This window comes from Ochrobactrum sp. Q0168, from assembly GCF_016427605.1.
Classification (GTDB): domain Bacteria; phylum Pseudomonadota; class Alphaproteobacteria; order Rhizobiales; family Rhizobiaceae; genus Brucella.
Map to the genome: position 1 here is coordinate 93,178 of NZ_JAELXQ010000008.1, position 21,587 is coordinate 114,764.

Here is a 21,587-nt window from a genome sequence, read left to right on the forward strand (position 1 = left end):
TTTTCACAGCTTACTCGGCTGCAGCACCTTCTTCGACCATATCGTCGGGGGCATTCGGGTCACCCGGCGCGGTCTCACAGGCAAGATCGGGGAAATTGACGATGCGCATTCCCTTGAAGTCGTTGCGCACGACCAGAAGCCCGCGTTCTTCGAAATAAGTCAGCAGACGCCGGGCACGGCTGAACGAATGCGTGCCATAGGCCCGCGCCAATGCCGCGTCGGACGGGCAAGGCGCACCGGTTACCGCCGCCTGTGCGACGATCAGGAACACGCCCTGCACATCGTCGGTGAGGCTTTCCGATAGCGACAGCGCCTGCTGCCATGTCTCGCCGCTGGCCACGTCACTTTCAATGCTGGCCTGCGCCACCGCCAGCCTGCGGCGGAAGGCAGGCAAAGCCAGCGGTTCGCCCGGAACGCGGTGAATGCGGCAGCGCACGAGAAAGTCCTGATAAAGAACGGCCACAGACCGGAACGAGGCTTCGGGGTCATCCACAATCTCGCGCATGACCTTATCGATAAGTTCGTCGCGTTCCGCTTCGACGATACCGGGGAAAAGCGGGGCTTCAACCGGCTCTGCCTCGGGCTTAGGCTTGGCCACCTGCGCCAGAATTTCCGCCGTGGATGGCGGCGGCGGGGGTGGAGGCGTCCGGCGCACGACGGTGCGGATTTCCTGCGGTGCTGGCGTAAAGATCAGATCGAGCGCATCCTCCGGCGCATCGGGCAGCGGCATCAGCTTCGGCGAAGAAGACCGTGCCGATGTTTCCACCTTGCCGATCTTGATCGGCAATGGACGGCGCGACAAGGCGGGCCCGAGCGCCACAAAATGCCCGCGCTCCAGATCGCGGAACATCTCCGCTTGACGGCGCTCCATGCCAAGCAGATCGGCGGCGCGCGCCATGTCGATATCGAGGAAGGTGCGGCCCATCAGAAAGTTGGAGGCCTCTGCGGCCACGTTCTTGGCAAGCTTGGCCAGACGCTGTGTGGCAATAACACCGGCCAGTCCGCGCTTGCGCCCGCGACACATAAGATTGGTCATCGCGCCAAGGGAAAGCTTGCGCGCCTCGTCCGACACTTCGCCAGCGGCGGCAGGCGCAAAAAGCTGCGCCTCATCCACCACCACGAGCATCGGATACCAATAGTCGCGTTCGGCATCGAACAGACCGCCAAGGAAAGCCGCAGCGGAACGCATCTGCTGCTCGACATCGAGACCTTCGAGATTAAGCACCACCGAAACACGATGCTGGCGGATGCGTCCGGCAATGCGGGTCAGTTCGGCTTCAGTGCGAGCGGCGTCAACAACGACATGGCCGTAAAGATCGGCCAGCGTGACAAAATCGCCTTCCGGGTCGACAATGCACTGCTGCACCCATTGCGCGCTCTGTTCCAGCAGGCGGCGCAAAAGATGCGACTTGCCGGAGCCGGAATTGCCCTGCACGAGCAGGCGCGTGGCGAGAAGCTCCTCAAGATCAAGCATGGCCTGCTTGCCACCGCCAAGCGCCGCTGCCGAGGCAGAACCGCTTCCCGTGACAGAACCCATGTCGATACCGACCTGCATCTCGCCTCCTTGTTTCAACATTGCAGGAACAGACGACTCGCGCGGCCAAGCCCGCGGGTCAATCAGGCATTCGCTTAACATCTTTGACGCCGCCAATGCCACCCGTTACGACAGATGCCCACAGATGCTGGTCGGTAGATTTCAATCAAAAGTTTTGATAGCAATCAGAACAGGGGGCAAAAGCAGCAAGCGTCCAGCCAGCGGGCGCGTCGGGGAGGATGAGCCGCTCCGACCGAGGCAAAGGCTTTGCTCTCTATTCGGAGGTGAACTCTATGTGGCTAATACCCATTAGATTCACGCTTAGAATAAAGAAAACCCGCACTGGCTGGCAAGCCGCAGTGCGGGCACAATTCTTTATCTAAGAACACGGTAGCTGGAGTTCGCGCTTCAGCTACCGATCCGAATATAGGCCATCGGGACCATTTTTTCAACTGTGGCCTTGTCAGTCCCCACGCAACGGCAAATCCAAAAAACTTGCGCCGCCGCACACTATGCTCTATAGCACCGCCATCCGCGTAGACACCCTTGGAGGCAACGCGGAATGGAGCGGTCCGGTCTTTCACCCTGTGACAGACGATACGGGCTGTTTCATGTCGTTTGTTGAAGCACGATCCCGAAAAGTGGAAACCGGTTTTCGGATAAGATCAGGCGTGGAAAGCAAGCGACACTCCAGTAACTTTGAAAGGAAATGCCATGAGCGAGACTTACGTGCTCAAGGCCGATCTGCGTACCCGGGTTGGTAAGGGGTCCTCCCGCGAACTGCGTCGCAACGGCCAGATTCCTGCAGTCATCTATGGCGACAAGCAGGAGCCCCTCGCAATCGCCGTCTCCTATAAGGAGATTTTCTACAAGATCCATGGCGGTGGTTTTAAGACCACGGTTGCTACGATCGAAGTAGACGGCAAGAAGATTCAGGTCCTCCCGAAGGACTACCAGCTGGACCCGGTCCGCGACTTCCCGCAGCATGTCGACTTCCTGCGCGTATCCGCCAAGTCGGTCGTTCACGTGAACGTTCCTGTTCACTTCAAGAACGAAGAAGCAGCTCCCGGCATCAAGCGCGGCGGCGTTCTCAACATCGTTCGTCACGACGTTGAACTGATCGTTCCGGCCAATGCAATTCCGGAAGCGCTCGAATTCGACCTGACCGGCCTTGAAATCGGTGATTCGGTCCACATTTCGGCAATCAAGCTGCCGAAGGGCGTGACGCCTGCGATCCACGATCGCGACTTCACCATCGCCACCATTGCTGCTCCTGCCGGCCTGAAGTCGGACGAAGCAGCTGCTGAAGGCGCTGAAGAAGAAGCCAAGGACGGCGAATAATCGCTTTCCGTATTTTGAGGGCTCTGAACCATGCTGCTCATCGCAGGTCTTGGCAATCCGGGCCCCAAATATGCGCGTAACCGGCACAATATCGGTTTCATGGCGGCGGATGAAATATTCCGCCGCCATCGCTTTTCCAACTGGCAGAAGAAGTTTCAGGCCGAGATCGCCGATGGCGTGATCGACGGCGAAAAGGTGCTGCTTATCAAGCCGCAGACTTTCATGAACCTGTCCGGCCAGTCCATCGGCGAGGCCATGCGCTTCTACAAGCTCACCTCTGCCGATCTCGTCGTCATCTATGACGAACTCGACCTTGTTCCCGGCAAGCTGCGCATCAAGACCGGCGGCGGCTCCGGCGGCCATAACGGCATCAAATCCATCGACGCGCATGTGCAGTCCTTCCCCGGCGGACAGAATTATCGCCGCATGCGGCTTGGCATCGGCCATCCGGGCGCGAAGGAACTGGTGCATAATTATGTTCTCGGCGACTTCGGCAAGGCCGACAGTGAATGGCTGGACACGCTTTTGGGGGCTGTCGCCGACAATATTGGCCTGCTCGCCAAGCCGGGCGACGACAACAGTTTCATGAACCGGATTGCGCTCGCCATGGGCGACGGCAATCAGCGGCCTAACGGTTTCAAGGCCGACCCCGCGCAACTGGAAAAAGCCCCGCCCAAGGCGCAGAGCCATATCCGCCAGGCGCGCCAGAGCCAGAAGAAACCGGCCATTCCCGAAAGCGGTCCAATGGCTGAAATGCTGAAAAAGCTGCTGGGCAAAAAGGACTAAGATACCCTGCGCCTCTTGACGCTTCACGGTCCTATGACGCATAGCCACAACAATAAAATTCTAGTCTGATAGGTACGATCATGGGTTTCAAATGCGGCATCGTCGGTCTGCCAAATGTTGGCAAGTCGACGCTTTTCAACGCGCTGACCAAAACGGCCGCCGCACAGGCCGCAAATTATCCATTCTGCACCATCGAGCCGAATACGGGTGAAGTGGCTGTTCCGGATCCGCGCCAGAACGAGATTGCCAAGATCGCCGGTTCGAAGGAAATCATCCCGACCCGCATCAACTTCGTTGACATTGCAGGCCTCGTGCGCGGTGCATCGAAGGGCGAAGGTCTCGGCAACCAGTTCCTCGCCAATATCCGCGAAGTCGACGCCATCGTTCATGTGCTGCGCTGCTTCGAAGATGACGACATCACCCATGTCGAAGGCCGCATCGATCCGGTATCGGATGCGCAGACGGTTGAAACCGAACTGATGCTGTCGGACCTTGAAAGCATCGAGCGCCGCATCGTGCAGATCCGCAAGCGCGCCACCGGCAAGGATAAGGAAGCCCTCACCATTCTGCCGGTGATGGAAGCAGCGCTTGAGCTGCTCCAGAACGGCCAGCCGGTCCGCCTGATGCTGAAGGATATCGCAGCGGAAGACCTGCTGACGCTGAAGGGCCTGAACCTTCTCACCTCCAAGCCTGTGCTCTATGTCTGCAACGTGGCCGAAGGCGATGCCGCCAAGGGCAACGAATTCAGTGCTGCCGTCGAAAAGATGGCCGAGGAACAGGGCGCGCAGACGGTCATCATTTCCGCTGCCATCGAAGCGGAAGTTGCCCAGCTGCCCGATGAGGAAGCCAGGGAATATCTGGAGAGCATGGACCTTGAGGAACCGGGCCTCGACCGCCTGATCCGCGCCGGTTACAAGCTTCTCGATCTCATCACCTATTTCACCGCCGGACCGAAGGAAACCCGCGCCTGGACCATCCGTCGCGGCACCAAGGCTCCCGGCGCCGCCGGTGTGATCCACACCGATTTTGAGCGCGGGTTTATCCGCGCCCAGACCATCGCCTATGAAGACTATATCAAATATAACGGCGAAGTCGGTGCCAAGGAAGCGGGCAAGGCCCGAGACGAAGGCAAGGAATACATCGTCCATGATGGCGACGTGATGCTGTTCCGCTTCAACACCTGATACCATCAGGCCGCCGTCTCCGGCGGCCTTTGCATATTCAGAGCATTTTCGGAAACCGGTTTGGAGGAGATAGAGGGTGAGCAAGCCCCAGCTGAAATACGCCTATGAGGATATGGTGCCAGGACTGAAAATCCCTTTCGGTCCGCGCACGATCAACAAGGAAGAGATCATCGAATTCGCAAGCGCATTCGATCCGCAGCCCTTTCACCTTGATGAAGAAGCCGGCAAGGCGAGCGTGCTCGGCGGTCTGGCTGCCTCAGGCTGGCAGACCGTATCGCTGATCATGCGCCTCGTCTGCGACGCCTTTCTCACCAATTCGACATCGCAAGGCGGTCCCGGCGTTGAATTCACCCGCTGGAAGCGCCCGGTTCTCGCTGGCGACACGCTGAGCGGTGTCACCACCGTCATCGACCGTCGCCTTTCCAAGAGCCGCCCGGAAATCGGTCTGGTCACGCTGCATCACGCGCTCGTCAATCAGCGCGGTGAAACCGTGTGCGAAATGCAGCATCCCTGCATGATGGGACGCCGCGACTACGACGCGGCACAGGAAGCCAAGGCGGGTGCATGATGAGCTATCTTGAAGACAATCTCGGCCGCGAGCAGGATATCGGCAGCTATACATTCACCGCCGAAGAGATCATCGACTTCGCCACGAAATATGATCCGCAGCCGTTCCATCTCGACCCTGAAGCCGCGAAGAACAGCCTGTTCGGAGGTCTCTGCGCCTCGGGCTGGCACACGACGGCGGTGTTCATGAAGCTGAACGTCGCCTCCATCGTGCAGGCAACCAAGGACGCGCTCAAGCGCGGCGAGACGCCGCCGACTTTCGGTCCTTCGCCCGGCTTCGAAAACCTGAAATGGTCAAAACCGGTCTATGCGGGCGATACCATCACCTTTAAGCGCACCGTTCATGCGCTGCGCCCGCTCGCCTCGCGTCCGGGCTGGTCAATGCTGACCATGTCCTTGAGAGCGCATAATCAAAATGGTGAGGACGTGTTGTCCTTCGATAATGCGGCCATGGTCAAGCTGCCGCCCAAGGCCGACGCCTGATACATAAAAGCCCGCCGATCCGGCGGGCTCCTTTGTCAGTAGATCTTGGTTATCAATCGCCTTCGAACGAAACCAGCGTGCGCACCGGCACGCCGAGCGCTTCGAGCTTCTTGCGTCCGCCGAGGTCTGGCAGATCGATGATGAAGCAGGCGGCAACGATATTCGCGCCCATCTGCAACAACAGCTTGGCAGCGGCTTCCGCCGTACCGCCGGTGGCGATCAGGTCATCGACGAGAATGATGCGCTCGCCCTTCTCGATGGCGTCGCGGTGCATCTCCATTTCATCGATGCCATATTCAAGGCTGTAGGCGATGCGCACAGTATCGCGCGGCAGCTTGCCCTTCTTGCGGATCGGCACGAAACCAGCGGAAATCTGATGGGCGATGGCGCCGCCCAGAATGAAGCCACGCGCCTCGATGCCCGCGACCTTATCCACCTTGTTGCCGGCATAGGGATAGACCAGTTCGTCAACGGCGCGGCGAAACGCCTGCGCATCGCCCATAAGGGTCGTCACATCGCGGAACTGCACGCCGGGTTTGGGATAATCCGGAATGGTTCTGATGGCATCCTTCAAGGTGGCTTTGAGCCCGGATTCCATTGTCGGTCCTTTCAGTTTGAACTTTTCAGCAACGCCGGAACGCTTTGGCCGGAAACCGGTCCCGTGACCTGCATGCCTTCCTCGTCAACGCGCACCGCAAGGCGATCAGGACGCCTCTGGCTATTGCGTTCTTTCAATCACGATATCGCAGCCGCGCCAAGCTTATTCGCGCATGAGCAAGCAAAAGGGTAGTTCAGACGGCGGTTTCGACTATACCAATTGTAAATCACCACACTACAAACAAAAAGGGCGCCATTTCTGGCGCCCTCTTTTCAAAATCAGCTGATCGCTCAGTGCTTCACGTCGGACCAGATCGACCGCTTGGCGATATAGGCCAGACCCGCAAAGAGAATCAGGAACACGATCACCCGGAAGCCGGTGCGCTTGCGCTGTTCCAGATGCGGCTCTGCGGCCCACATCAGGAATGCCGACACGTCACGCGCATACTGGTCCACGGTCTGCGGCGAACCATCGTCATAGGTCACCTGCCCGTCATTCAGCGGCTTGGCCATGGCAAGCGCCTTTGCCGAAATGAAGTACGGATTGTAATGCGTACCTTCGGCAATCTGCATGCCCGCAGGCGGCTGCTCATCGAAGCCGGTCAAAAGCGAGTGGATGTAGTCCGGGCCGCCTTCGGCATATTGCGTGAAGATGTCGAAGATGAACTGCGGGAAGCCGCGTTCCACGGCGCGCGCCTTGGCTATCAGCGAGAAGTCAGGCGGAGCCGCGCCGTTGTTTGCAGCGGCAGCAGCGGCCGCATTCGGGAATGGCGACGGGAAGTGGTCGGTCGGCAGCGCCTTGCGGGTGAACATTTCACCTTCGGCATTTGGACCGTCCTGCACTTCATATTCGGCAGCGAATGCCTTGACCTGTTCCGGCGTATAGCCGAGGTCTTCCAGCGTGCGGAAGGCCACCAGGTTCATGGAATGGCAGGCCGAGCATACTTCCTTGTAGACTTTCAGACCGCGCTGCAGCTGTCCCTTGTCATAGGTGCCGAACGGGCCGGCAAAGCTCCACTTTTCCTGCTTTGGATGATGGATCGGGAAATGCGTCGGTTCCGCCGCATTGCCGCCCTCCTCAGCAAAGGCACCGCTCATGGAAAGACCAAGTGCGACCAGCGGAGCGATACCAAAGGCAGCGAAGCTCTTGAGGATGTTTTTCATCATGACGTCCTTCATATCTCTCGCTGGTTCAGCCCTTGATTTCCACGGGGGCAATCTCGGCCTTGCCTTCGCTCTTCGCCAGCACAGCCTCGGTGATCGAGTTGGGCAGACGCTTCGGCGTCTCGATCAGGCCGAGAACCGGCATGATGACGATGAAGAAAGCGAAGTAATAAAGCGTACCGAGCTGCGCCATGAAGACATAGGAGCCTTCGGCAGGACGCGAACCCAGCCATCCAAGGAAGATAGCGTTGATCACGAAGAGCCAGAAGAACAGCTTGAACCATGGGCGATAGACAGCCGAACGAACCTTCGAGGTGTCGAGCCAGGGAACCACGAAGAGGATAGCGATCGAACCGAACATGGTCAGAACGCCGCCGAGCTTCGAGTCGATCGGGCCGATGTTGAAGGTGATGGCGCGCAGCATCGCGTAAAACGGCAGGAAGTACCATTCAGGAACGATGTGAGCAGGCGTCTTGAGCGAATCGGCCGGGATATAGTTATCCGGGTGGCCGAGGAAGTTCGGCATATAGAAGACGAAATAGGCGAAGAACACGAAGAAGACGAGCGCGCCGAAAGCGTCCTTGATGGTCGCATAGGGCGTGAAGGCAACCGTGTCGGTCTTCGACTTCACTTCAATGCCGGTCGGGTTGGTCTGGCCGGTGACATGCAGCGCCCAGACGTGCAGGACGACAACGCCCGCAATCATGAACGGCAGCAGATAATGCAGCGAGAAGAAGCGGTTCAGCGTCGGATTGTCGACCGCGAAGCCGCCAAGGAGTAGCTGCTGGATCGGCTCGCCGATGACCGGGAAGGCCGTAAAGAAGCCGGTGATAACCGTTGCGCCCCAGAAGGACATCTGGCCCCATGGCAGCACGTAGCCCATGAAGGCGGTCGCCATCATGAGAAGGAAGATCACCACGCCGAGGATCCACAGAAGCTCGCGCGGCGCCTTGTAGGAGCCGTAATAGAGACCGCGTGCGATGTGCAGATAAACGGCGATGAAGAAGAAGGATGCACCGTTGGAGTGCATGTAGCGCAGAAGCCAGCCGGAATTGACGTCGCGCATGATCTTTTCGACGGAATTGAACGCAATGCCCGTATCCGCAGCATAATGCATCGCCAGAACGATGCCGGTCAGAAGCTGCGCGATGAGCATGAAGCTCAAAATGCCACCGAAGGTGTACATGTAGTTCAGGTTACGCGGCGTTGGATAGGCCACGAAGGAATCATAGACCAGACGCGGCAAGGGAAGCCGTTCGTCCACCCATTTTTCGATGCCGGTCTTCGGCGTATATGTGGAGTGTCCACCACTCATGTCTTCTCTCCCCAAGACCTGTTTTAGCCGATCCTGATGACCGTATCGGAAGTGAACGCATATTGCGGAATGTGCATGTTTTCCGGTGCCGGGCCGCTGCGAATACGACCCGCAGTGTCATAGGTCGAGCCATGGCATGGGCAGAACCAGCCACCGAAAGAACCGGACTCACCGAGCGGTACGCAGCCGAGATGCGTGCATACGCCGATCATGATGAGCCAGTTTTCCTTGCCTTCACCTGCCGAGCGGGCAACATCGGTTGCTTGTGCATCCGATGGAAGGTTCGCATTGCGGGCGATCGGGTCTTTCAGATCACCGAGAGCCGCGCTCTTGCCTTCTTCAACTTCCTTGGCGGAACGGTTGCGGATGAATACCGGCTTGCCGCGCCATTTGACCGTCAGGGACGCGCCTTCTGCGAGAGAAGAAACGTCGACTTCGATGGACGCAGCCGCGAGTGTTGAAGCGTCTGGACGCATCTGGTCGATAAACGGCCATGCCAGTCCGCCAACACCGACCACACCGGCCATTCCCGTCGCAATATAGAGAAAATCACGCCGTGTCGGCTCAGCCGTGTCGTGTGCGCTCACGTGCCAACTCCCTTTTAATCTGCATGTTCAATTGAACTCTCCCCTCGTCCTCTTTTGCACCTGCGCAAAAGTTATCCCGCAAGTGCTCGCAGGACGAAATTCCCTCCATCTCACTCTCCGGTTTATGCGGGTAAAAAACGCTTGTCCAGACACCAAGCCCTTATGACGGCACGATGTCGCAGGCGGATTTGCTTTGCTGTTTTAAGACATCCACAGCAAAGCCGTGATGTGGCGGAGACGAGGGCAAGTTTTCAGTTTTCGCCGTTCGCTGCGAGAAAGCCGCCGGATTGGCGGGCCCAGAGACCGGCATAGAGACCGCCTTTGGCAATAAGTTCCTCATGCGTGCCTTCCTCGATGATCCGGCCCTGATCCATGACCACCAGCCGGTCGAGCGCGGCAATGGTCGACAGACGATGCGCAATGGCAATCACCGTCTTGCCTTCCATGAGTAGCTTGAGATTCTCCTGTATCGAGGCTTCCACATCCGAATCGAGCGCCGAGGTCGCCTCGTCGAGAATGAGAATCGGTGCGTCTTTCAAAATGGCGCGGGCAATGGCGATGCGCTGACGCTGGCCGCCCGACAGTTTCACGCCGCGTTCGCCCACAAACGCATCGAACGACTTGCGGCCCTGGAGATCTTCAAGATTGGCGATGAAACCGTCCGCTTCCGCCTGCCGGGCCGCCTTCAGCAGTTCTTCATCGGTGGCATCGCCACGGGCGAGCATGATGTTATCGCGCAAGGAGCGGTGCAAAAGCGCGGTTTGCTGACTGACCACGGCGAAGGCCCGGCGCAGCGAATTCTGCGTGACGTCGCGAATGTCCTGCCCATCCACCGTGATGGTGCCCTTTTCCACATCGTAGAGACGCAGGATCAGATTGACGAGCGTGGTCTTGCCTGCACCGGAATGGCCGACCAGCCCCACACGCTCGCCGCCCCGTACCGTGAGATTGATGTTGTCGAGAACGCCTGCGCCCTTGCCGTAATGGAAGGTCACATCGCGGACATCGATGCGCGCTTCGCTAACGACCAGCGGCTTTGCGCCTGGCCGGTCTTCAAGGCCAAGCGGCGCGGAGACAAGGCGCATCGAATTTTCGATCAACCCCAGCTGGCGCAACATACCGTTGAGCTGCATCATCAGGCGTCCAAGCAGCATGTTGAGGCGCAGCACCAGACCGAGCGTGAACGAGACCTGACCAACGGTGATGGCATCCTGTGTCCAGAGGTCAATGGCGATGGCCGCAACAGTCACGATCATCAGCCCCGACAAAGCCGTCAGCGACAGGCGCACGCCGGTCAGCGACCGCATGAATGGCAGGATCGCTGCAAGATAGCGTTCGAAACCGTCGCGCAAATAGCGCTCGTCGTCATCCGCCGTGTTGAGCTTGATTGTCTCGATATTGGAATAGCTATCGACGATGCGCCCGTTGATCATCGACCCCGCTTCGGCGGAGGCTTCGGCATTCTTGCGAATTCGCGGCAGATAGCGCCATGCGATGAAGCCGAAAGCGATGATCCACACAATGACCGCAGCGGCCAGCCGCCAGTCGAGCCGCCCGACCAAAAACAGCGTGGTGATGCTGTAGATCGCCATGAACCAGACAACCTGAATGAGACTTTCGATCAGGTCGCCCGCCGCCTGCCCGGCTTGCCAGACTTTCGTAGCTATACGCCCCGCAAAATCATTCTGGAAAAAAGCATAGGACTGGCGCAGCACATAGGAATTCGCCTGCCAGCGGATCATATTGTAGAAGCCGGGCGACATGGTCTGGTCATCCAGCAGCGTCGTGGCGGCGGTGACGATCAGCCGGATCACGAGAACCGTGAACCCCATGAAGAGAAGCTCAGGCCCGGCAACCTCGATCAGCGCCGACCAGCTGCGTTCGATGCCGCCTTTGCCGGCCTGATCCAGAATATCGACCAGACGACCGGTGAAATAGAACAGCCCCGCTTCCACCAGCGGCAGAAGTCCGCCTGCCGCCAGCGCGGCGGCAAGCGGCCATTTGGCCTGACGCGCATAATGCCAGAGGAAAGCCATTGTGGTTGAAGGCGGCCTCAAATTGTCCGGTTCGCGAAAGGGATCGACCCAACGTTCGAACAGGCTATAGACCGCTTTCATCAATGGTGCTTTTCCTTAACTGACCAGCGCCTCCTCGGAATTGTCTTCGAAGCCGAGGAACCCGCCGGATTGACGTGCCCATAGACTTGCATAAATGCCGCCGAGGGCCACAAGTTCCTCATGCGTCCCATCTTCGACGATCCGCCCCTTGTCCATGACGATCAGGCGGTCGAGCGCGGCAATGGTGGAAAGACGATGCGCAATCGCAATAACCGTCTTGCCTTCCATCAGCGTATTGAGGCTGTCCTGGATGGCCGCTTCCACTTCCGAATCGAGCGCGGACGTCGCCTCGTCGAGAATGAGGATCGGCGCATCCTTAAGCATCACACGGGCAATCGCGATACGCTGGCGCTGGCCGCCGGACAGCTTGACGCCGCGCTCGCCCACATGCGCTTCCAGCCCGCGCCGTCCTTTCGGATCCGTCAGGAGCGGAACGAACTGGTCTGCCTGCGCAAGACGGATTGCCTGCTGCAGCATGTCCTCGGTCGCATCGGGCCTGCCATACATGATGTTTTCGCGCACGGTGCGATGCAGAAGCGAGGTGTCCTGCGTGACCATGCCGATATTGGCGCGCAGCGAATCCTGCGAGACTTTCGCAATGTCCTGCCCGTCGATCAGAATGCGGCCCTTCTCCAGATCGTAGAAGCGCAGCAGCAGATTGACCAGCGTGGACTTGCCCGCACCGGAACGGCCGACAAGCCCAACTTTCTGTCCCGCCGGGATCTTCAGCGTCAGGTTTTCCAGAACGCCCTTGCCCTTGCCGTAATGGAAGCCGACCTGGTCGAAATCCAGCTCGCCCCTGGTCACCTGCAGGGCCGGAGCGTTGGGCACATCCACCACTTCATGCGCGCGCGCAATCGTGGTGATGCCGTCTTCCACCGTGCCGATATTCTCGAACAGCGCCGACATTTCCCACATGATCCACTGCGACATGCCGTTGAGGCGCAGCACCAGACCGATGCCGACCGCAACCGCGCCAACCGTCACCGCTTCCTGCATCCACAGGCCGATCCCGATCACGCCAACCGCAAACAACAGCAGGCAGTTCGACACATAGAGCGTGAAATGGAACATGGTCACGAGGCGCATCTGACGATGCACGGTGCCGAGGAAACCGTCGAGGCTTTCACGCACATAGGATTCCTCGCGGCTTGAATGCGAGAAGAGCTTCACGGTCGCGATATTGGTATAGCTGTCCACGATGCGACCGGTCATGGTCGAGCGTGCATCGGCCTGCTCTTCCGATACAACGCGCAAGCGCGGAATGAAGAAGCGCAGCAGGAACATATAGACCGCCAGCCAGACGACGAACGGGATCATCAGACGCAGATCGGCGGAGGCCGCGATGAAGAGCGTGCCCGCAAAATAGACGATGACATAGTTCAAAACATCGAGCAGCTTCATCACCGTTTCGCGCACGGCAAGAGCGGTCTGCATCAGCTTGGTTGAAATGCGGCCGGCAAACTCATCCTGAAAAAACGCCATCGATTGTCGGATCAGGTAACGATGCATCAGCCAGCGCACGCGCATCGGATAATTGCCGAGCAGCGTCTGGTGGATCACCAGAGAGTGCACCAGCACCACGCCGGGCAGGCCGACCAGCACGACGCCGGCAATCAAAGCCAGCCGCCAGCCTTCATTGCTCAAAAAGGTCTCGCGCGACTGATGGGAAAGCCAGTCAACGATATTGCCCATGAAGGCAAACAGCGACACTTCGATGATGGCAATCAGGGTAGTGAAAATCGCCATACCGATGATCCACGGCCAGGCGCCGCGGGTGTAATAAAGGCAAAACGCGACCAGACCGCGCGGAGGTTCCTGCGGGGTCTCATCGGGATAGGCGTCGAGTCGGTGTTCGAACCACTTAAACATGGCGCTCCTTTTAGGCGGGCCTTATGCAATTGCCAAGACTTGGCCGGAACAAAACAGGAAACTTTTTGCAATCCGACAGGATCGGCAAGGAATATCCGCAACGGGATGTTGACGCGTGAACTGCGCCGGACATGCAGTCTTGCGACAACGGGCATTTCGCGTTACCCGCTTCATATGGATCTGCGCGTCGCCCTTTACCAGCCCGACATTCCCGGCAACACGGGAACAATTCTGCGCATGGCTGCATGTCTCGGCTTTGCGGTGGACCTGATCGAGCCTGCGGGCTTCGACATTTCCGACCGTTCGCTGAAGCGCGCGGGTATGGATTATCTGGCGCAGGCCGCGCTGACGCGACATGCCAACTGGAACCATTTCGAAGACGGGCGCAAACAAGCTGGACGCCGCATCGTACTGCTCTCCACCAAGGCTGCAATCCCTTATACCGACTACCGTTTTCAGGGGAATGACATTCTCCTCTTCGGGCGTGAATCGTCCGGTGTGCCGGATGCAGTCCACGACAGCGCCGATGCGCGCCTGCTGATCCCGATGGTTCCCGGCACACGCTCCCTCAATCTTGCAGTTTCGGTCGCCATGACGGCGGGGGAAGCTCTGCGCCAGATGAGAAGTGAAAGTGATTCTTATTCAAGACCATAGAGGTCTCGGCGGAATCAATACTCGAATTGCCCTTAACATGCGTCGCGGATTAACCGGACCGCCCCGCATAGCCTCCCGTTTTTCCGGTTCGAAAGGCGCGCTTCATTCCATGAAACTGTCTGCCCGTACCGCCGTTCTCGCGGCGTCCACTCTTTTCCTCCTCGCCTCCGCACCGGCCTTCTCCAATGAAGCAGAGCGCGTTGCGCCCAAGGTCATGGTCATCACCATGTTCGGCGAAGAAGCCAAGCCGTGGCTGGAAGGTGAAAACTTCACGCAGAAGATCAAGCTGCCCGGCTTGAGCCCTGAATATCCGGAAGTGGATTGCACCGCCGAGGGCCTTTGCCACATGACGACGGCCATGGGCTTTGCCAATGCGGCAAGCTCGACGGCAGCCATGGCGCTGAGCGACAAGCTTGATCTCAGCCATACCTATTTCCTGATAGCAGGCATTGCGGGTGTTGGTCCGCAGCATGGCACGCTCGGCTCGGCCCATTGGGCGAAATATGTCATCGACGCCAATCTCAACCACCGCATCGACACCCGCGAAGCTCCCGAAGGCTGGAGCAGTGATTTCTTTGGTCTCGGCACGGCCAAGCCCGGCGAAAAACCCAAATGGGCTGCTGGCTCCGAAGTGTTCGAACTGAACGGCAAGCTGGCCGATTATGCTTTGGCCACAACGAAGGATGTCGCGCTACTCGATGGCGACGATGCGAAGGCATATCGCAAGCATTACACGCAGGAAGCCGCCACCGGCGCGCCGAAAGTTACCATTTGCGATACGGCTTCCGCCGATACTTATTGGCATGGTGCAAAGCTCGGCGAAGCGGTGAGCGCATGGGCCAAGCTTCTCACCGATGGCAAGGCGGATTACTGCACCTCGCAGATGGAAGACAATGCCACGCTGACGGCGCTCAAGCGCGCTGCCGACGCGGGCAAGCTGGATTTCAGCCGCATCGCGGTTCTGCGCACGTCATCCAATTTCGACCGGCAGGGCAAGGACCAGACCGCAATCGAATCCCTCGGCGCGAAATCCGGCGGTTTCCCGCTGGCGACCGCCAATGCCTACCGGGTCGGCAAGGCCTATGCGGACAGCATCATCGGCAAATGGGCGGCCTGGGAAAAGGCGCCGCAAACCGCCGCGCAATAACCGGTAACGGTATAACGATTCAAGACAAAGGCACCCGATACATCAATCATCGGGTGCCTTTTTATTGGGAGCAAATCTGAATCTGCTTTCAAGCACTTGGAGGCAGATATTGAATCAGATCTTCAATCTGCGGTTGGCAGACGACGCATCGTGAACTCGATCACATCGTCGGGCCGCTCACACCAGCTTTCAATCTCGGTCCAGTAGGCGGATTTCGGAAAAGTGTCGAACCATTCCCGCGCTTTTTCGCGCGCGGCCTGACGCGGCAGAGTGAAGGTTTCGCGGATGAACCCGTCGCGCGGCATCCGGTTCTTTTTGGCGCGGCTCTTCTCAAGCTGCTTGCGCAGGCCTTCGAGTGGAGGACGGGGCGGTGCTGCTGTCATGCGATTGCCTCCCGGCTGGCTGGAAACACACATCTCCAGCCCCTTGACCACAAAAGATAGGGTAGCGATTTTACAAAGACGAGTCTTTTCTTGGGGAGAGCGATTTTGCGACGGCAGCGAAGTTCCTCTTCGCCCTATGCGCGGCTGACGGAACTTGCTAAGCCAACGGATATAGCAAAGTCTATTTCACCTTGCCATTTAACCTTGGCTGCACGCGGCGATCCGGCAGATTGCGCCGAGAGGAAATAACAAATGCAACGCGATGAAATTCCTGCGATCATCCCCCACGATATCGAGGAAAAGAAGCAGGCGGCGCAACGCTGGTTCGAAGAACTGCGCGACCGCATCTGCGCAAGCTTCGAACAGCTTGAAGACGAGCTGCAAGGCCCCCTGTCCGACCGCGAGCCGGGCCGCTTCGTGCGCACGCCCTGGCTGAAGGAAGAAGGCAAGGGCGGCGGCGGTGTCATGTCGATCATGCATGGGCGCGTTTTCGAAAAAGTCGGCGTTCACGTGTCCACCGTCTATGGCGAATTCTCGCCGGAATTCCGCAAGCAGATTCCCGGCGCGGAAGAAGACCCGCGTTATTGGGCGAGCGGCATTTCGCTGATCGCGCATCCGCAGAACCCGAATGTGCCAGCCGTGCATATGAACACGCGCATGGTGGTGACGAGCCGCCAGTGGTTCGGCGGCGGCGCTGACCTGACACCCGTTCTGGATCGCCGCCGCACGCAGGAAGATGCCGACACGCTCGCCTTCCACAAGGCTTTTCGCTTCATCTGCGAAAAGCATAAGAATGTCGTCGACTACCAGCGCGTGAAGGACTGGTGCGACGAATATTTCTTCCTGCCGCATCGTAACGAACCGCGCGGCACCGGCGGCATCTTCTATGACTGGCTGCATTCGACGGATGAAAAGGGCGGGTGGGACGCCGATTTCGCCTTTACGCGTGATGTGGGGCGCGGCTTTTCCGTCGTATATCCGCATCTGGTGCGCCAGAACTTCAATCAGGACTGGACGCAGGCTGACCGCGACGAGCAGCTCGTGCGTCGTGGCCGCTATGTGGAGTTCAACCTGCTCTATGATCGCGGCACGATCTTCGGCCTCAAGACCGGCGGCAATGTAAACTCCATTCTGTCGTCCATGCCCCCCGTGGTGAAATGGCCGTAATTTTTTAAATAGAAAGGGCCGGATAGCCGGCCCTTTTTTAAATGCCAAAGGCGGGGTGATGGATGATGTCGCCTTGCGGTATGTCTGACCCAAAGGCCAGACATTGCACATATTCCGCAGGCACATCCGGCATTTTCAGCCGCGGATCGGCTTTGAAACCGAACCGCCCGTAGAAGCCCGGATCGCCCACCAGAACACAGCCCTTTGCACCGTCCGCCCGCAACAGCGCGAGACCTTCACGGACGAGTGTTCCGCCAATCCCCTCGCCTTGCCTTTCGGGCCGGACCGAAATGGGACCAAGCGCATACCAGCCCTTGTTCTCTCCTTCGATCAGAACCGGCGAAAAGGCCACATGGCCGAAAACCGTGTCCCCCTCCACGGCGACCAGCGACAAGGTGAGCGCCGAGGCTGCACGAAGTGCATCGACGATCTCACCTTCCCGCTGGTTGCTATAAGGCACCCTGCTGAACGCCTCATCCGTCAGCTGACGGATTGCGGCGATGTCATCGGGCTTTTCCTTGCGAAGATACATGACGCCCTCCCTCAACGGTTATTGAGCTGAGCGCGAACATTTTCGCGCCCTTTCAGCGAAATGCGATAGGGACTGCCTGATCGGGATTCGATCAACCTTTTGCGCCGCAATTGCTGGAACACAGTCATTGTACAATCGGCGAGCAGGTAACCCTCGCGGGTATAGCATTCGATTTCGCAGACGCGTCCGTCTTCGCGGAAGTGGCGGATATGCCCGCCTTGCGCCAGCACGTGTAACACACGCTGTTCGATACGTGAGATATTCATTGTTGTTCATGCCTGGATGGAAACCATGACAAGCATCAGCGCTCGCGGACAGCGCACAGCTACCCACGGCCAATGCCGTTCCCGTCCCTGAACACCTGCCGATCAGACGCAATCAGCGTCCGTCATCGCAGTTCTCGTTCGGAACGATTAAAGGCTTCCGACAATCTCCAGCATCAACAATTCCTCTTTCAGAGGCCAAAAGGACAGAGGGCCGTGCGGCTCTCTGTCCGTTATCTAAGATCGCACCGATCAGAAGTCAAACCGGCATCAGGCCTTTGGCTGATTGCGGAGCTTCTCGGCTTCTGCGTAGAACTTCTTTTCCCACTCATTGTGGTTGTCCAGCCCTTCCTTGATGAAGGGCGTGAAGATCGCGAGGTTCATCAGGCACCAGTTGACGAAACGGGCCGGGAACTTCAGCGGCTTCACGAAGTCGACGAACAGAACCACGCGCGTCTTGTCGCTGTGGTTCCAGGCTTCATGCTCATAGGCGTCGTCGAAGATGAGAACCTTGCCCTCGTGCCAATGGCAGACCTGCTTGTCCACGCGAATGGCCAGCTTTTCATTCGGCTCCGGCACGATGAGGCCAAGATGCAGGCGCAGCACGCCATTATAGGGCCCACGATGCGGCGGCAGATGCTTGCCCGGTTCGAAGATCGAGAACATTGCCGTGGTCAGGCCGGGGATCTTGTTCACGATGCGCCAGGTTTCCGGGCAGGTCTTGATGTTCTGCTCCGACTTCACGCCGAAGCCGAGCAGGAAGAATGTCTTCCAGCGATTATCGGTGGAAATCGTCTTCACGTCGGTCGAAATATCCTGAAAGGACGGCAGCTCGCTCTGGCGCAGCAGGATCGTGTCCAGCTCCTTGCGGATGGCGGGCCATTCCTTCTCGATTTCCGCCGCCCATGGGAAGGTCGCATTGTCATAAACCGGCGGATTGCCGAGCTTGGCATATTTCAGATTGAGACCTTCGGCCCAGGAAACGATCCCCATGAAAAACCGGGTGATCTTGCTCGGACGGTCCATTGCGGCGAGGCCTTCAGTGCCAAATTTCTGTTTCGGATCAGAGGCTGCCTTGTCTTGTATCGAAGTATCGGGGTTGGACATTTCATGCTCTTTCAAAAATCGGCGCTAAAAAAGATTCCAGCCATAAACTGATGAAACTACGGCTGAATTTTGCACACAAGCGGTCAGCTGTTCATTTTATCGCGATCAAGTTTCTCCAGAAGCGTGGCACGGTCAAGGCTAAAACCGGAGTCGATCCAGAAAGTTTCGAGCGACCGCAGCGCCTTGCCGAGGCCCGGACCTTTTTCCACACCGAGCGCCAGAAGATCACCGCCCGTCACGGGAAAGAGGGGGGCTTCATAATGTTCCGCCGTTTCGAGCAACCGCGAAAAGCCGCCAGCGCGGATCATCGCCTCATCGCTGCCAGCCGCATCGGCCCGCGCCGCCGCATAGGCAAGCTTGATCCGGTCCACCACCGCCTGCTTGCTGCCGCGATAAATGACCTTCTTCAAAGCCTGTTCCGAAAGCTCCGGCTTGACCGCATCGGCCCGCGCCCAGGCTTCCAGCCGCGCCCGCTCTGCATTGGACATTTTCAGGCGCTTGCCCATGTCTTCCATGCGCACGGCATCCGGCGGCACGATGCTTTCAAGACGCAACAGCGGATCGGCTGACCAGCCAAGATCGGCTTCCGAACGCACCAGGCCATGAATGGCATCGATACCCCATTTTTCGCTTTCCGGCAGAACGAGGTTCAGCACCCCGCCTTGCCGCATCCATAAAAGGGCGCGCGACGGATCGGGAGCGGATAGCAGCTTCTTCAGTTCCGACCATACACGTTCGGCTGAAAGCTGCTCGATCCCATCCTTGAGCCTTGCGCTGGCACGCAGTCCTTCGGCTTCCGGACGCCCGGAACCATACCAGGCGAAAAAGCGGAAAAAGCGCAAGATTCGCAGATAATCCTCGCGGATGCGCTGTTCGGCATCGCCGATGAAACGCAGCGTCTGGGTTTCGATATCGGCAAGCCCACCGACATGATCGATGATCGTGCCGTCAGCGGTCGCGTAAAGCGCATTGATGGTGAAATCGCGCCGCTCGGCATCGGCCTTCCAGTCGGTCCCGAAGGCAACCTTGGCATGGCGGCCATCGGTCTCGACATCCTTGCGCAATGTCGTCACTTCATAGGCATGTCCCTGCACGACAACGGTGATCGTGCCGTGCTCGATGCCGGTGGGAACGGGTTTGAACCCCGCCTCCTCGGCCAGCCGGATTGTCTCCTGCGGCATATGCGTGGTGGCAAGATCGACATCGCTGACGGCTGTGCCCAGCAAGGTGTTGCGCACCGCGCCGCCGACCACGCGCGCTTCCCCGCCATCGCGGTTCAAGGCCTTGAACAGCGCCTGCAGAGACTTCGACTTCAGCCAAAGCGCCGTGTCGGAAATGTTCATAGTGTCGCTCAAACGTAGAGCCTTTCATAAAGTCCGCGAATGATCCCGGCGGTAATCCCCCAGATGAATCGCTCGTGATAGGGCATGGCGTAATAAAAGCGTTCCTTGCCGTTAAACACCCTGCTTTCGCGCCGGTGATTGGCCGGATTCATCAGGAAAGACAATGGCACCTCAAAAATATCGGCCACCTCATCCGGGTTCGGATGCAGGTCGAACGGGGTCTTGACCACAGCCAGAACCGGCGTGATCGAAAAGCCGCTGCCGGTCAGATAACGCGGCAGATTGCCGATGATTTCGGCGCGCTCGGCGACGAGGCCGATTTCCTCATTGGCTTCCCGCAGCGCGGCCTGTTCCGCCGTGCCGTCGCCCGGATCGATAGCCCCACCCGGAAACGCTATCTGACCCGAATGTTTTCGCAACGTATCCGTGCGCTGGGTGAGCAGCACCGTCGCACCGGGACCGCGATCCACCACCGGCACCAGCACGGCCGCATCGCGCATCTTGGCCGTGACCATGGCCTGCTCGAATTCCGGGTTCAGCGAATGATCGCCGGTGATCTCGCTATGATCCGGCTGCCAGCTGCGAACACGCTCAGCAAAATCACCGGCGGAAAAAGCCGAAAGGGAATTCAGGCTGCGCTCCATCATTGTAAGGCGACCTCCAGCGCGTCTGCTGGCATGATCGGGAAGACCGCGCCGCCCGACCGCACGGCGAACATCGCCACGCCGTCGATCTCGATTTCCTCACCAAGCGCGACCAGATCATACATCACGGAGCGCGTCGCCAGCGCTTCCAGATGCCCGCGAACAAGCACATAGGGTTTCAATCCGTCGCTTTCTTCTTCAACGACGAACCGCAACGGATGCTCGGCATCGACTTCCACCACATCGCCGACATTGGTGCGGAAGGTCAGCGTCTGCGTCGCACCTTCACCGGAAACCTGCATTTCAACGGCGATGAACGGTGCATCTTCGACACGGATGCCGACCTTTTCGACGGGCGTGACGAGATAGGTCTTGCCGTCCTCGTCCTTGCGCAACACGGTGGAAAACAGGCGCACCAGCTGTTTGCGGCCAATCGGCGTCCCCATGTAGAACCAGGTGCCGTCGGCCTTGATCTCCATGTCGAGGTCGCCGCAGAAATCCGGATTCCACCGTTCGACCGGCGGAATGCCGCGCTCTTTCGTGGACGGTCCGCTTTGCGCATCGGCATGGGCGCGCGCGATCAGGGCTTCCAGCCCGCCCGTCGTCCCGGCGCTTCGCATCGAACTTTGGGACGCAAGTTTTCCCGCATCTTTTTCGTTTGGGGTGCTCTTTGTCATCCGACTCGGTTATTCCTGTTCGAATGTGTTTAATATGACGGAAGTCATGAAATAGTCACCGTTTCACGGCTTGTCAGCACTATATGGGATTTATAGGTGTCTGAATCAAAAAGCGTCAGGCCG

General features: G+C 58.6%; 22 protein-coding genes. 8 read left to right on the forward strand and 14 right to left on the reverse strand.

All coding sequences use genetic code 11. From position 1 onward, the window contains the following. Window positions 1-10 precede the first annotated feature (10 nt). Window positions 11-1,555: an ATP-binding protein gene (locus tag JAU75_RS15310; protein ID WP_199057358.1), complete on the reverse strand. Its 1,545-nt coding sequence runs from the start codon at window positions 1,553-1,555 to the stop codon at window positions 11-13. A gap of 693 nt (window positions 1,556-2,248) precedes the next feature. On the opposite strand from JAU75_RS15310, the gene JAU75_RS15315 reads away from it, so the two are divergent. The 5 genes from JAU75_RS15315 to JAU75_RS15335 all read left to right on the forward strand — a co-directional run bounded on the left by JAU75_RS15315 (window position 2,249) and on the right by JAU75_RS15335 (window position 5,895). Then, window positions 2,249-2,875 carry a 50S ribosomal protein L25/general stress protein Ctc gene (locus tag JAU75_RS15315; protein WP_199057359.1) on the forward strand — a complete coding sequence of 209 codons (627 nt, stop codon included), beginning with the start codon at window positions 2,249-2,251 and terminating at the stop codon, window positions 2,873-2,875. Window positions 2,876-2,905: 30 nt separating this feature from the next. Continuing rightward, complete coding sequence (gene pth, locus JAU75_RS15320) at window positions 2,906-3,661, forward strand: aminoacyl-tRNA hydrolase (protein ID WP_199057360.1); 756 nt, start codon at window positions 2,906-2,908, stop codon at window positions 3,659-3,661. Window positions 3,662-3,741: 80 nt separating this feature from the next. Then, a complete protein-coding gene (gene ychF, locus JAU75_RS15325; RefSeq protein ID WP_199057361.1) occupies window positions 3,742-4,845 on the forward strand; it encodes a redox-regulated ATPase YchF in 1,104 nt (367 codons plus the stop codon). Window positions 4,846-4,921: 76 nt separating this feature from the next. After that, entirely contained in the window at window positions 4,922-5,413 is a 492-nt protein-coding gene (locus JAU75_RS15330) for a MaoC family dehydratase (RefSeq protein ID WP_199057362.1), read from the forward strand. Next, window positions 5,413-5,895 carry a MaoC family dehydratase gene (locus tag JAU75_RS15335; RefSeq protein ID WP_199057363.1) on the forward strand — a complete coding sequence of 161 codons (483 nt, stop codon included), beginning with the start codon at window positions 5,413-5,415 and terminating at the stop codon, window positions 5,893-5,895. Before JAU75_RS15330 ends, JAU75_RS15335 begins: the two co-directional genes overlap by 1 nt. Window positions 5,896-5,947: 52 nt before the next feature. On the opposite strand, the gene JAU75_RS15340 is transcribed toward JAU75_RS15335, so the two are convergent. From JAU75_RS15340 to JAU75_RS15365, 6 genes are all read right to left on the reverse strand, one after another. Continuing rightward, complete coding sequence (locus tag JAU75_RS15340) at window positions 5,948-6,493, reverse strand: adenine phosphoribosyltransferase (protein WP_199057364.1); 546 nt, start codon at window positions 6,491-6,493, stop codon at window positions 5,948-5,950. 290 nt (window positions 6,494-6,783) lie between these two features. Further along, window positions 6,784-7,656, reverse strand: a complete 873-nt coding sequence (locus JAU75_RS15345) for a cytochrome c1 (RefSeq protein WP_199057470.1) — start codon at window positions 7,654-7,656, stop codon at window positions 6,784-6,786. Between the two features lie 28 nt (window positions 7,657-7,684). Then, on the reverse strand, window positions 7,685-8,971 hold the full coding sequence (locus JAU75_RS15350) for a cytochrome b N-terminal domain-containing protein (RefSeq protein ID WP_199057365.1): 1,287 nt from the start codon (window positions 8,969-8,971) through the stop codon (window positions 7,685-7,687). Window positions 8,972-8,994: 23 nt separating this feature from the next. Continuing rightward, window positions 8,995-9,558: a ubiquinol-cytochrome c reductase iron-sulfur subunit gene (gene petA / locus JAU75_RS15355; protein WP_109369505.1), complete on the reverse strand. Its 564-nt coding sequence runs from the start codon at window positions 9,556-9,558 to the stop codon at window positions 8,995-8,997. Between the two features lie 251 nt (window positions 9,559-9,809). Continuing rightward, window positions 9,810-11,675 (reverse strand): ABC transporter ATP-binding protein, encoded by a 1,866-nt coding sequence (locus tag JAU75_RS15360; RefSeq protein ID WP_199057366.1) that lies wholly within the window; start codon window positions 11,673-11,675, stop codon window positions 9,810-9,812. 15 nt (window positions 11,676-11,690) lie between these two features. Continuing rightward, on the reverse strand, window positions 11,691-13,547 hold the full coding sequence (locus JAU75_RS15365) for an ABC transporter ATP-binding protein (RefSeq protein WP_199057367.1): 1,857 nt from the start codon (window positions 13,545-13,547) through the stop codon (window positions 11,691-11,693). 174 nt (window positions 13,548-13,721) lie between these two features. Between JAU75_RS15365 and JAU75_RS15370 the strand changes: the two genes are divergently transcribed. Continuing rightward, a complete protein-coding gene (locus JAU75_RS15370; protein WP_199057471.1) occupies window positions 13,722-14,201 on the forward strand; it encodes a tRNA (cytidine(34)-2'-O)-methyltransferase in 480 nt (159 codons plus the stop codon). Window positions 14,202-14,310: 109 nt separating this feature from the next. Beyond that, window positions 14,311-15,348: a purine nucleoside permease gene (locus JAU75_RS15375; protein ID WP_199057368.1), complete on the forward strand. Its 1,038-nt coding sequence runs from the start codon at window positions 14,311-14,313 to the stop codon at window positions 15,346-15,348. A 122-nt stretch (window positions 15,349-15,470) separates the two neighbouring features. Here JAU75_RS15375 and JAU75_RS15380 read toward each other — a convergent pair whose 3' ends face one another. Next, window positions 15,471-15,731, reverse strand: a complete 261-nt coding sequence (locus JAU75_RS15380) for a hypothetical protein (RefSeq protein WP_199057369.1) — start codon at window positions 15,729-15,731, stop codon at window positions 15,471-15,473. Between the two features lie 252 nt (window positions 15,732-15,983). On the opposite strand from JAU75_RS15380, the gene hemF reads away from it, so the two are divergent. Further along, the gene (hemF, locus tag JAU75_RS15385; protein WP_199057370.1) at window positions 15,984-16,898 is read left to right on the forward strand and encodes an oxygen-dependent coproporphyrinogen oxidase; all 915 of its coding nucleotides are present in this window, start codon (window positions 15,984-15,986) and stop codon (window positions 16,896-16,898) included. A 37-nt stretch (window positions 16,899-16,935) separates the two neighbouring features. Here hemF and JAU75_RS15390 read toward each other — a convergent pair whose 3' ends face one another. From JAU75_RS15390 to JAU75_RS15415, 6 genes are all read right to left on the reverse strand, one after another. Further along, window positions 16,936-17,430, reverse strand: a complete 495-nt coding sequence (locus tag JAU75_RS15390; protein ID WP_199057371.1) for a GNAT family N-acetyltransferase — start codon at window positions 17,428-17,430, stop codon at window positions 16,936-16,938. A gap of 11 nt (window positions 17,431-17,441) precedes the next feature. After that, window positions 17,442-17,696: a YjhX family toxin gene (locus JAU75_RS15395; RefSeq protein ID WP_199057372.1), complete on the reverse strand. Its 255-nt coding sequence runs from the start codon at window positions 17,694-17,696 to the stop codon at window positions 17,442-17,444. 267 nt (window positions 17,697-17,963) lie between these two features. Beyond that, complete coding sequence (locus tag JAU75_RS15400) at window positions 17,964-18,800, reverse strand: aspartyl/asparaginyl beta-hydroxylase domain-containing protein (RefSeq protein WP_199057373.1); 837 nt, start codon at window positions 18,798-18,800, stop codon at window positions 17,964-17,966. A gap of 83 nt (window positions 18,801-18,883) precedes the next feature. Beyond that, on the reverse strand, window positions 18,884-20,155 hold the full coding sequence (locus JAU75_RS15405; protein ID WP_199057374.1) for a CCA tRNA nucleotidyltransferase: 1,272 nt from the start codon (window positions 20,153-20,155) through the stop codon (window positions 18,884-18,886). Next, on the reverse strand, window positions 20,152-20,787 hold the full coding sequence (locus JAU75_RS15410) for a CoA pyrophosphatase (RefSeq protein ID WP_371836189.1): 636 nt from the start codon (window positions 20,785-20,787) through the stop codon (window positions 20,152-20,154). The genes JAU75_RS15405 and JAU75_RS15410 overlap by 4 nt, the downstream gene beginning before the upstream one ends. Continuing rightward, on the reverse strand, window positions 20,787-21,464 hold the full coding sequence (locus JAU75_RS15415) for a DUF1285 domain-containing protein (RefSeq protein WP_199057375.1): 678 nt from the start codon (window positions 21,462-21,464) through the stop codon (window positions 20,787-20,789). The genes JAU75_RS15410 and JAU75_RS15415 overlap by 1 nt, the downstream gene beginning before the upstream one ends. Between the last annotated feature and the right edge of the window lie 123 nt (window positions 21,465-21,587).

Bases quoted from the DNA above. Each gene is read 5' to 3' on its own strand.
- JAU75_RS15365 (WP_199057367.1), bottom strand. From the start codon at position 13,547: ATGTTTAAGTGGTTCGAACACCGACTCGACGCCTATCCCGATGAGACC.
- JAU75_RS15415 (WP_199057375.1), bottom strand. From the start codon at position 21,464: ATGACAAAGAGCACCCCAAACGAAAAAGATGCGGGAAAACTTGCGTCC.
- JAU75_RS15375 (WP_199057368.1), top strand. From the start codon at position 14,311: ATGAAACTGTCTGCCCGTACCGCCGTTCTCGCGGCGTCCACTCTTTTC.
- ychF (WP_199057361.1), top strand. From the start codon at position 3,742: ATGGGTTTCAAATGCGGCATCGTCGGTCTGCCAAATGTTGGCAAGTCG.
- JAU75_RS15390 (WP_199057371.1), bottom strand. From the start codon at position 17,430: ATGTATCTTCGCAAGGAAAAGCCCGATGACATCGCCGCAATCCGTCAG.
- hemF (WP_199057370.1), top strand. From the start codon at position 15,984: ATGCAACGCGATGAAATTCCTGCGATCATCCCCCACGATATCGAGGAA.
- JAU75_RS15360 (WP_199057366.1), bottom strand. From the start codon at position 11,675: ATGAAAGCGGTCTATAGCCTGTTCGAACGTTGGGTCGATCCCTTTCGC.
- JAU75_RS15345 (WP_199057470.1), bottom strand. From the start codon at position 7,656: ATGAAAAACATCCTCAAGAGCTTCGCTGCCTTTGGTATCGCTCCGCTG.
- pth (WP_199057360.1), top strand. From the start codon at position 2,906: ATGCTGCTCATCGCAGGTCTTGGCAATCCGGGCCCCAAATATGCGCGT.
- JAU75_RS15395 (WP_199057372.1), bottom strand. From the start codon at position 17,696: ATGAATATCTCACGTATCGAACAGCGTGTGTTACACGTGCTGGCGCAA.
- JAU75_RS15370 (WP_199057471.1), top strand. From the start codon at position 13,722: ATGGATCTGCGCGTCGCCCTTTACCAGCCCGACATTCCCGGCAACACG.
- JAU75_RS15335 (WP_199057363.1), top strand. From the start codon at position 5,413: ATGAGCTATCTTGAAGACAATCTCGGCCGCGAGCAGGATATCGGCAGC.
- JAU75_RS15410 (WP_371836189.1), bottom strand. From the start codon at position 20,787: ATGGAGCGCAGCCTGAATTCCCTTTCGGCTTTTTCCGCCGGTGATTTT.
- JAU75_RS15340 (WP_199057364.1), bottom strand. From the start codon at position 6,493: ATGGAATCCGGGCTCAAAGCCACCTTGAAGGATGCCATCAGAACCATT.
- JAU75_RS15310 (WP_199057358.1), bottom strand. From the start codon at position 1,555: ATGCAGGTCGGTATCGACATGGGTTCTGTCACGGGAAGCGGTTCTGCC.
- JAU75_RS15380 (WP_199057369.1), bottom strand. From the start codon at position 15,731: ATGACAGCAGCACCGCCCCGTCCTCCACTCGAAGGCCTGCGCAAGCAG.
- JAU75_RS15400 (WP_199057373.1), bottom strand. From the start codon at position 18,800: ATGTCCAACCCCGATACTTCGATACAAGACAAGGCAGCCTCTGATCCG.
- JAU75_RS15350 (WP_199057365.1), bottom strand. From the start codon at position 8,971: ATGAGTGGTGGACACTCCACATATACGCCGAAGACCGGCATCGAAAAA.
- JAU75_RS15315 (WP_199057359.1), top strand. From the start codon at position 2,249: ATGAGCGAGACTTACGTGCTCAAGGCCGATCTGCGTACCCGGGTTGGT.